The 8914-nt window shown below is 73.8% G+C and carries 9 protein-coding genes; all 9 read right to left on the minus strand.

The window, feature by feature from the left end; translation table 11 throughout:
- The coding region (locus ACXJKG_RS16480; protein ID WP_456846834.1) for a PH domain-containing protein at window positions 1-1600 on the minus strand (1600 nt) is incomplete at its 3' end.
- Between the two features lie 59 nt (window positions 1601-1659).
- Window positions 1660-2169: a PH domain-containing protein gene (locus ACXJKG_RS16485; RefSeq protein ID WP_456846827.1), complete on the minus strand. Its 510-nt coding sequence runs from the start codon at window positions 2167-2169 to the stop codon at window positions 1660-1662.
- 20 nt (window positions 2170-2189) lie between these two features.
- The gene (locus ACXJKG_RS16490; RefSeq protein WP_456846828.1) at window positions 2190-2681 is read right to left on the minus strand and encodes a DUF3180 domain-containing protein; all 492 of its coding nucleotides are present in this window, start codon (window positions 2679-2681) and stop codon (window positions 2190-2192) included.
- The gene (gene folK, locus ACXJKG_RS16495; RefSeq protein ID WP_456846829.1) at window positions 2681-3964 is read right to left on the minus strand and encodes a 2-amino-4-hydroxy-6-hydroxymethyldihydropteridine diphosphokinase; all 1284 of its coding nucleotides are present in this window, start codon (window positions 3962-3964) and stop codon (window positions 2681-2683) included. Before folK ends, ACXJKG_RS16490 begins: the two co-directional genes overlap by 1 nt.
- Window positions 3961-4845 carry a dihydropteroate synthase gene (folP, locus tag ACXJKG_RS16500; RefSeq protein ID WP_456846835.1) on the minus strand — a complete coding sequence of 295 codons (885 nt, stop codon included), beginning with the start codon at window positions 4843-4845 and terminating at the stop codon, window positions 3961-3963. Before folP ends, folK begins: the two co-directional genes overlap by 4 nt.
- A gap of 107 nt (window positions 4846-4952) precedes the next feature.
- Window positions 4953-5564: a GTP cyclohydrolase I FolE gene (folE, locus tag ACXJKG_RS16505; protein ID WP_456846830.1), complete on the minus strand. Its 612-nt coding sequence runs from the start codon at window positions 5562-5564 to the stop codon at window positions 4953-4955.
- Window positions 5565-5566: 2 nt separating this feature from the next.
- Window positions 5567-7594 (minus strand): ATP-dependent zinc metalloprotease FtsH, encoded by a 2028-nt coding sequence (gene ftsH, locus ACXJKG_RS16510; RefSeq protein WP_456846831.1) that lies wholly within the window; start codon window positions 7592-7594, stop codon window positions 5567-5569.
- Between the two features lie 109 nt (window positions 7595-7703).
- Window positions 7704-8258 carry a hypoxanthine phosphoribosyltransferase gene (hpt, locus tag ACXJKG_RS16515; RefSeq protein WP_456846832.1) on the minus strand — a complete coding sequence of 185 codons (555 nt, stop codon included), beginning with the start codon at window positions 8256-8258 and terminating at the stop codon, window positions 7704-7706.
- 41 nt (window positions 8259-8299) lie between these two features.
- Window positions 8300-8914, minus strand: a 615-nt coding sequence (locus ACXJKG_RS16520) for an ATP-binding protein (protein WP_456846833.1), incomplete at its 5' end; no start/stop codon positions are given.

Here is an 8914-nt window from a genome sequence, read left to right on the forward strand (position 1 = left end):
GGGTCGGGTCGGCGGCCGTGGGCTCCGGGAGGACGGGCGTCGTCGACACCGCGTCGGTGGGCGGCATCGTCGGCACCGCGCTCGTGGGCGTCGCCGGCAGCGCGCCCGTGAGCGTCGTCGGCACCGCCGTCGGGCTGCTCGTCGGCACGCCCACCGCGCGCATCCACTGCTCGGGGGTCGCGGTCGCGCGGGCGTTCCGGGCGCGCTCGGCCTGCTCGTCCAGCAGCGCGGCCGCGACGCCGGCGTCGAGGTGCTCGACCCGCGGCGCCACCGGACCGGGCGTGGAGTGCAGCACGAACGACGCGAGCCCGAGCCGCCGCTGGATGGGGCCCTGCGCCAGGCCCAGCGACTGGGTGCGCTCGTGCGGCACCACGTCGACGCTGCGCCAGATGCGTCCGGCCCGGGTGACCAGGGCGCGCTCGGTGACGAACACGCCGTGCCGCCGCCACCCGACGGGGTCGACCCAGCGCGCCCGCCGCGGCGCAGACGTGAAGCCGCCGGCGTCGTCGAGGCCCGAGAGGGCGGCGTCGACGAGCGCCGCCGGGTCTGCCACGCCCAGGTCGGGCAGCACCAGCCACAGGGCCGTCATCGCCTCGCCGCGCGTGGCCACCGGGTGCAGGACGGTGTCGCGCTGCTGCTGGTCGCCTTGGCCGTACCCGGCGACGTTGATCTCGACGCGCCACCAGTCCGGCCCCCGCCAGAGCGGTCCCTGCCGCAGCCGGATCGCCTGCACGCGCCCCGGGGGCACGGTCTGCGCACGCGCCTCGGTCAGCCCGTGCCGCAGCCGGATCCCGTCGGGCGAGATCGCCGCGCGGAAGTTGGCGCCCTGGTTGATCCGGCTCCACACGAACGTGACACCACCGAACAGGGGCGCGAGCAGCACGAACGCCGCGCTGATGTCCCGCGACACGATCGCCAGCGTGATCGCGCCCGCGACCACCAGCACGAGGACCGGGACCACGCCGGACCGCAGCGAGGCCGCGACCAGCCGGCCCATCGGCACCTCGTAGACCTGCCGCTCCGGGGCGACCTCGAACGGCTGCGGCGGCACGCGGGTGGACGGCGTGACCTGCACCGCGTCACCGACGACCGCCGCGCCATCGACGACCGCCGCGCCCCCGCCGACCACCGCCGGCGCCGCCGACGGCCGCTGCAGCCCGGCCGCGAGGGCCAGCAGCTCCGCGCGGAGCGCCTCCGCGTCGGCCTCCCGCAGGAACGCCAGCGACACCGCCGACCCGCTCCCGCCGGCCACCTCGAGCTTGAGCTCCGCGAGCCCGACGAGCCGCGCGAGCAGTGGCTGCACGACGTCGACCGCCTGCAGCCGGTCCAGCCGCGCCTGGCGCTGCTGACGGAACAGGATGCCCGTGCGCAGGTGGACGGCCTCGTCCGTGACCGCGAACCGGGTCACCCGCCACGCGACCGCGGAGTACGCGAATCCGACGAGCGCGACCAGCAGGATCGCCCCGATCAGGGCGAGGAACGCGGTCCCGTGCATGAGGTCGATGGCCTGCTTGAGGTTCTCGCCGATCTGGAACCAGCCGATGGCCAGGACCGCGACGAGCACCTTCCAGCCCTTGAGCGCCGGGGTGACCGGGTGCATCCGACGCCAGCCGGTGACGTCCTCGTCACTCTGCGTCTCGACGTCCGGCGCGCCGCTGGTCACAGCCCCGCCAGCCGCGCCTCGCCGCGCGAGGCCATCCGGTCGCGCAGGCGCGCGGCCTCGTGGGGCGGCAGGCCGTCGATCGAGGCGCTCGTCGCCGGGGACGCGGTGTGCAGCTGCACGGAGGCGATCTTGAACCGGCGCGCCAACGGGCCCGCGTTGACGTCGACGTACTGCATGCGGCCGTACGGCACCACGACGAGCGAGCGGAACATGATGCCGCGGCGCACCAGCAGGTCGTCCGCGCGCTCGGCGTAGGCCATCGCCCGCACCTGCCGGGGCACCAGCCACGCGATCCACCCGACGAGCACCACGACGGCTGCCGGGAACGCCCACACCCACGCCTCGCCGGCGAAGACCGCGAGCAGCACGCACAGCACCAGGACCGGCGTGAGCACGATCGCCGTCACGGTCAGCCGCGCGCCGATCAGCCGCCGCGACACCGGGGTCCAGGTGACGTCGGCGGGGTCGAACGGCTCGCTGGTGCCGGGGACGGCGTCGGAGGTCATGGAGTCATCCTTCCACCCGCTCAGGGGGCGGTGGGGTCGGGCGCGGGCCGCTCGCGGGCGACCTCGGGACCCTCCTCGGGAGGGGGTACCCGGCAGAACCACTCGACCACCAGGCCGACGACGGCGAGCACCACCGCACCGCCCGCCGCGACCGCCGCGGCCCCGGCACGCCCGCCGTTGCCCGGCACGTCCAGGTCGCTGACCAGCGCCAGCACCTGCCCGCCGTACCAGCCGGCCAGGAGCGCGCCGGTGTAGCAGGACGCCTTCGCGAGCACCGCGGTCCGCGCCGCCCGGATGGGGTCGAGGGTGGGCCGCTTGMCGCGCAGGAACTGCCGCACCGCCCAGCCCATGGAGAACACGACGCCGGCGATGAGCAGCTCGACCACGACCACCAGCCACGGGACCGAGGGCAGCATCCCGCCGCGGCCCGCGACGGCGCGCAGCACGATCCAGCTGCCGGCGGCGACGGCGACCGTGATCAGCAGCAGCGTCTGCCAGCGAGTGCGGTGCATCAGGCGTCCACAGCCCCCGGGCCGGGTCCAGGCGTCGGGACCGCACCCGTGTCGTTGCCGATGGCCGGGATCGCGGTGGTCAGCCAGTCGAGCGCCAGCCAGCGCACGCCGTCACGGTCGGGSGCGGTCGCGGCGAGCGCGCCGACGGGTCCGCCGCCGAGCCCGGGCAGTACCGCGTGCGGGTCGAGCTGCGCCCACGGCTGCAGCACGAACGCGCGCTCGTGCGCGCGCGGGTGCGGCAGCTCGAGGTCGTCCGTCACCGCCAGCACCGAGCCGTACAGCACGATGTCGATGTCGAGGGTCCGCGGACCCCAGTGCTCCTGACGCTCGCGGCCGTGCGCCTGCTCGATCGCCTGCGTGGCGCGCAGCAGGTCCCGGGCGGCGAGCGTCGTGGTCGCCAGCACCACCGCGTTGAGGTAGTCCGGGGACTGCTCGGGGCCGCCGACCGCCGCGGTGCGGGCCAGCGGCGACACCTCGACGACCTCGATGCCGGGGGTCCCGGCCAGGTCGGTGACCGCCTGGCGCAGCGTCTCCTGCGCGGGCCCGAGGTTGGCGCCGAGCGCGAGGACGACGGGCACCGGGCCGGCGGGCACCTGGTCGAGCACGTCGGTGACGACCTCGCCGTCGACCGCGGCCGACTCGGGCGCGTAGGGCTCGAGCGCGGTGGTCGGGGCGTCGGGACCCTGCACCGACAGCGCACCCGGGGCCGGGGCGACCGCGTCCGACCAGGGCGCGGACGGCAGCACCGCCGACGCCACGACCGCGCCGCCCGGCGCCGGCGTCACCGGGAACGTCGCCGTCGCGGTCGGCACGGGCCGCGACAGGGGCTCCGCGACCGGCCGCGGCAGGTACGGCTCGGCCGCGGGCAGCTTGGACCGGTCCCGGTGGATGGCGACCACGACGTCGCCGAACGGGACCTGGATGGGGGCGTTCGGCTTGTGCACCGCGACGTCGACGGCCTGCACGATGCCGGACGCGAGCACCGTCGCGGCGATCCGCTCGGCGACGGTCTCGATGAGGTCGACCGGCTCGCCGGACAGCACGGCCGCGACCTGCTCCGCCAGCTCCCCGTAGTGCAGCGTGTGCGCCAGGTCGTCGCGCGCGGCGGCCCGGCGGGTGTCCAGGTGGACCACGACGTCCGCGACGAAGGTCTGGCCCTCGCGGCGCTCGTGCTCGAACACCCCGTGGTAGCCCGTCGCGGTGATGCCCGTCAGTCTGATCTGGTCGAGCCGGCGCCCGCCGGCGTCCAGCGCGTCCTGCCGGTTCTCGTCGTTCGTCGTCACCGCGTGCTCCCTCCTGTTCTCGCGTCCTCGTCCACGGCCAGCTCGTCCTCGTCGTCCTCGACGTGCTCCCCGGTTCCCGCCACGGCACCCGCAGCCTGCCACGCCGCGGCGACACGGACGGCGTCGGCCGAGCCTGTCACCTCGTGCACCCGCACGCACCAGGCTCCGGCCGCCGCGGCCAGGGCGGTCACGGCCGCCGTCGCCCGGTCCCGCGCCAGCGGAGGGGCGGGCTCGCCGTCCGGGCCGGCCAGCAGGTGACCGAGGAACCGTTTGCGACTCGCGCCGACCAGCACCGGGAACCCGTCGGCCACCAGCTCGGGCAGCCGGGCGAGCAGCGGCCAGTTGCTGGCCCCCGACTTCGCGAAGCCCAGGCCCGGGTCGAGCACCACCTGCTCGTCCCGCACGCCCGCCGCCCGCAGCGCCGCCACTCGCTCCGCCAGCTCGCGGCGCACGTCGGCCACCACGTCGTCGTAGTCGTCGAGGTCGTCCATCACGTCCGCGTGCCCGCGCCAGTGCATCGCCACGTAGACCGCCCCCGTCTCCGCGACCGCGTGGACCATGTCGTCGTCGGCCAGGCCGCCCGACACGTCGTTGATCATCGCCGCGCCGCGGGCGACCGCCTGGCGTGCCACGACGGCCCTCGTGGTGTCCACACTGACCGTCGCGCCGCGGGACACCAGCTCCTCGACCACCGGCAGGACGCGGGCCAGCTCGTCCTCGACCGCGACCCGCCGGGAGCCGGGCCGCGTCGACTCGCCCCCGACGTCCAGCACGTCCGCGCCCTGCTCGAGCAGCTCCAGCCCGTGCGCGACCGCCGCGCCGGGCGTGAACCAGCGCCCGCCGTCGGAGAACGAGTCCGGGGTCACGTTGACCACGCCCATGACGAGCGTGCGTCGCAGGTGGTGCAGCGCTGCCGGCAGCGGTGCCGGGCGGGCGGAGGGGCCGAGGCCTGTCACGGTTCCGAGCCTAGGGTCTGCCGGCGACGGCGTCAGCGACCGAGCACGAGGCTCATGGCCTCGGCCCGGGTGGCGACGTCGCGCATCTGCCCGCGCACCGCCGAGGTCACCGTCCGGGAGCCCGGCTTGCGGACGCCGCGCATCGACATGCACAGGTGCTCGCACTCCACGACGACGAGCACGCCGCGGGGCTCCAGCTCCGCGACCATGGCGTCGGCGATCTGCGACGTGAGGCGCTCCTGCACCTGCGGACGGCGCGCGTACACGTCGACCAGGCGCGCGAGCTTGCTCAGCCCCGTGATCCGGCCGTCGACGCCCGGGATGTAGCCGACGTGCGCGACCCCGTGGAAGGGCACGAGGTGGTGCTCGCAGGTGGAGTACACCTCGATGTCCTTGACCAGCACCATCTCCTCGTGACCGATGTCGAAGGTGGTGGTCAGCACGTCGCCGGGCTCCTGGTAGAGGCCGGCGAAGATCTCCCGGTACGACCGCGCGACCCGGGCCGGCGTCTCGCGCAGGCCCTCGCGGTCGGGGTCCTCCCCCACGGCGATGAGCAGCTCACGGATGGCCGCCTCGACGCGGTCCTGGTCGTACTCGCCGATGGCGGGCCCGTGCGAGGTCACCGGTCCGATCCCGTTGCTCATCCCTACGCGTCCGGGGTCTGCGACGGCGGGACCTGCACGATGTGCTCGCCGGGGAAGCCGAAGGCCTCGGCGGCCTCGTCCTCGGGGATGATCGGCTTGCCGTTGCGGGCCGCGAGCTCGGCGGGCGTCATGACGGGCGGGCGGTCCGAAACGGCGCGCTGGTCGCTGGAGAGCCACACCTGACGCGGCGGCCGCTTCGTGATCGGCTCGAAGATCTTGGCCAGCTGCTCCTGGTTGAGCGTCTCCTTCTCGAGCAGCTCGAGCACGAGCGCGTCGAGAACGTCCCGGTACTCGACCAGGATCTCCCACGCCTCGTCGTGCGCCCGCTCGATGAGCGAGCGGACCTCGAGGTCGATGGAGGAGGCGATGTCCTCGGAGTAGTCGCGCCCGTGGCCCATGTCGCGGCCCATGAAGACCTCGCCGGAGGCCTGGCCGAGCTGGATCGCGCCGAGCCGGGCGCTCATGCCGAACTGCGTGACCATCTTGCGGGCCGTCGCCGACGCCTTCTCGATGTCGTTGCTGGCGCCCGTSGTCGGGTCGTGGAACACGAGCTCCTCGGCSACGCGSCCGCCCATGGCGTACGACAGGGTGTCCAGCAGCTCGTTGCGGGTGGTCGAGTACTTGTCCTCGGTCGGCATGACCATCGTGTACCCGAGCGCACGACCGCGCGGCAGGATCGTCACCTTGGTGACCGGGTCCGTGTACCGGAGCGCCGCCGCGACCAGGGCGTGACCGCCCTCGTGGTACGCGGTGATCTTGATCTCCTTGGCGTTCATGATCCGCGTGCGCTTCTGCGGACCCGCGATGACGCGGTCGATCGCCTCGTCCAGCGTGTGGTCCGTGATGGTCGCCTGGCCGGTGCGCGCGGTGAGCAGCGCGGCCTCGTTGAGCACGTTGGCCAGGTCCGCGCCGGTGAACCCGGGCGTCCGGCGCGCGACGACGTTGAGGTCGACGTGCGGCGCCATCGGCTTGCCCTGCGAGTGCACCGTGAGGATCCGCTCGCGGCCCTTGAGGTCCGGCGGGTCCACGGCGACCTGGCGGTCGAAGCGGCCGGGACGCAGGAGCGCGGGGTCGAGGATGTCGGGGCGGTTGGTCGCCGCGATGAGGATGACGTTCGCGTTGGCGTCGAAGCCGTCCATCTCGACCAGCATCTGGTTGAGGGTCTGCTCGCGCTCGTCGTGCCCGCCGCCCATGCCGGCGCCGCGGTGACGGCCCACGGCGTCGATCTCGTCGATGAAGATGATCGCCGGGGCATTCTCCTTGGCCTGGTTGAAAAGGTCACGGACGCGGCTGGCGCCGACGCCGACGAACATCTCGACGAAGTCCGAGCCGGAGATCGAGTAGAACGGCACGTTCGCCTCGCCGGCGACCGCGCGGGCCAGCAGCGTCTTGCCGGTTCCCGGGGGGCCGTACAGCAGGACACCCTTGGGGATCTTGGCGCCGACGGCCTGGAACTTGGCCGGCTCCGCGAGGAACTCCTTGATCTCCTGGAGCTCCTCGACCGCCTCGTCGACACCCGCCACGTCCGAGAACGTGACCTGCGGGGACTCCTTGTTGACCAGCTTCGCCTTCGACTTGCCGAAGCTCATGACGCGCGAGCCGCCGCCCTGCATGTTCGACATGAGGAACCAGAAGATGCCCAGGATGATGACGAACGGCAGCACCAGCCCGAGCAGGCTGCTCCACCACGACGTCTGGGGCACGACCGACGTGTAGCCCTTGTCGAGGTCCGCGTCCGCGATCGCGGTGACCACCGACTCGCCCTGCGGCACGACGTAGTTGAACTGGACGAGCTTGCCGAGGTTCTTGTCGTCCTTCGTGAAGTCCGACTTCAGCGTGAGGTCGACCCGCTGGACGCCCTCGGTGATCTTCGCCTGGTCGACCTTGCCGTCCGCGAGCAGGGAGATGCCGTCGGAGGTGTCGATCTTGCTGATGCGCGGCTGGGCGAGCGTGGACGCGCCGATGTACAGCAGGATCACGGCGATGATGACCCACAGGATGGGGCCTCGGGCTAGTCGCTTGACGTTCATGGGCGATCGGGGCAGGGCCCCTCAACCTCCGCTCGCGGGACTGGTGGCCTCGAAGTTACACGGACTTCCTGGGGCAGCCCGACCGTGTTCACCGAGGGCGCACTCGTTGCTAGGCCCCGTAGACGTGCGGCGCGAGGGTGCCGACGAACGGCAGGTTCCGGTACCGCTCCGCGTAGTCCAGGCCGTAGCCGACGACGAACTCGTTCGGGATGTCGAAGCCCACGTAGCGGACGTCGACGTCGACCTTGGAGGCCTCGGGCTTGCGCAGCATGGTCGCGATCTCGACCGTGGCCGGTCCGCGGGAGCGCAGGTTGGACAGGAGCCAGGACAGCGTCAGCCCCGAGTCGATGATGTCCTCGACGATGAGCACGTGGCGGCCCGTGAGGTCCGCGTCGAGGTCCTTGAGGATCCGCACCACGCCCGACGACTTGGTGCCGGAGCCGTACGACGACACCGCCATCCAGTCCATCTGCACCGAGTGGTGCAGGCGCCGGGCCAGGTCCGCCATCACCATGACCGCGCCCTTGAGCACGCCGACGAGCAGCAGGTCCTTGCCCGCGTAGTCGGCGTCGATCTCCGCCGCGATCTCGTCGAGCCGCTGGTGCAGCTGCTCCTCGGTGAGGAGGACCCGCTCGAGGTCGTCGCCCATGTCCGCAGGGTCCACCGCAGTTGCTCCTCTTGATCCACGTACCCGGCTGGCTCCCGCTACGACGCGGGGGCCGGGCCCAGAGCAAGCCTGCCACACGCCCGGCGGGCCGCTACCCCACCCGGCAGGGCGACCGAGCCCTGCCCGTGCCAGTCCGTGACCAGGGCGTCGACCGCCAGGACGTGCGCGCGGTGCAGCGCGCCCGCGGGGCTGCCGGCGGCGATCGCGGCGGCCCGCAGGGCGCGCGTCCTCAGGGCGGCCGGGGCACCCGCGAGGACGTCGACGTCGAGCCCGTCCTGCGTGCCCGCGGCCTGCAGCAGCTCGGCCGCCAGCGCGTCCAGCAGGTCCGCGTCGTCGCGCAGCTGCGCCGCCGTGCGCGCCAGGGCCTGCGCGACTCCCGGCCCGAGGACCCGCTCGAGCGTCGGCAGGACCTCGCCGCGGACCCGGCTGCGCAGGGCGGCGTCAGCGTGCTCGTGGTCGTTGGTCGGGTCCTGCCACGGACGCAGCCCCAGGGCCTCGCAGACGCCGAGGGTGTCCGCGCGGCGCAGGGCGAGGAGCGGGCGCCGGAACCGGTCGCGCCGTTCCGGCATCCCCGCCAGCGCCCGCGCGCCCGAGCCGCGCGCCAGGCCCAGCAGCACCGTCTCGGCCTGGTCGTCGAGCGTGTGGCCCAGCAG

The sequence above is a fragment of the Cellulomonas sp. P5_C6 genome (assembly GCF_054049635.1).

What these genes read in the sequence shown, in the direction of transcription:
- folP (WP_456846835.1), bottom strand. Translation starts at nt 4,845, where the DNA reads ATGGGCGTGGTCAACGTGACCCCGGACTCGTTCTCCGACGGCGGGCGC.
- ACXJKG_RS16485 (WP_456846827.1), bottom strand. Translation starts at nt 2,169, where the DNA reads ATGACCTCCGACGCCGTCCCCGGCACCAGCGAGCCGTTCGACCCCGCC.
- folE (WP_456846830.1), bottom strand. Translation starts at nt 5,564, where the DNA reads ATGAGCAACGGGATCGGACCGGTGACCTCGCACGGGCCCGCCATCGGC.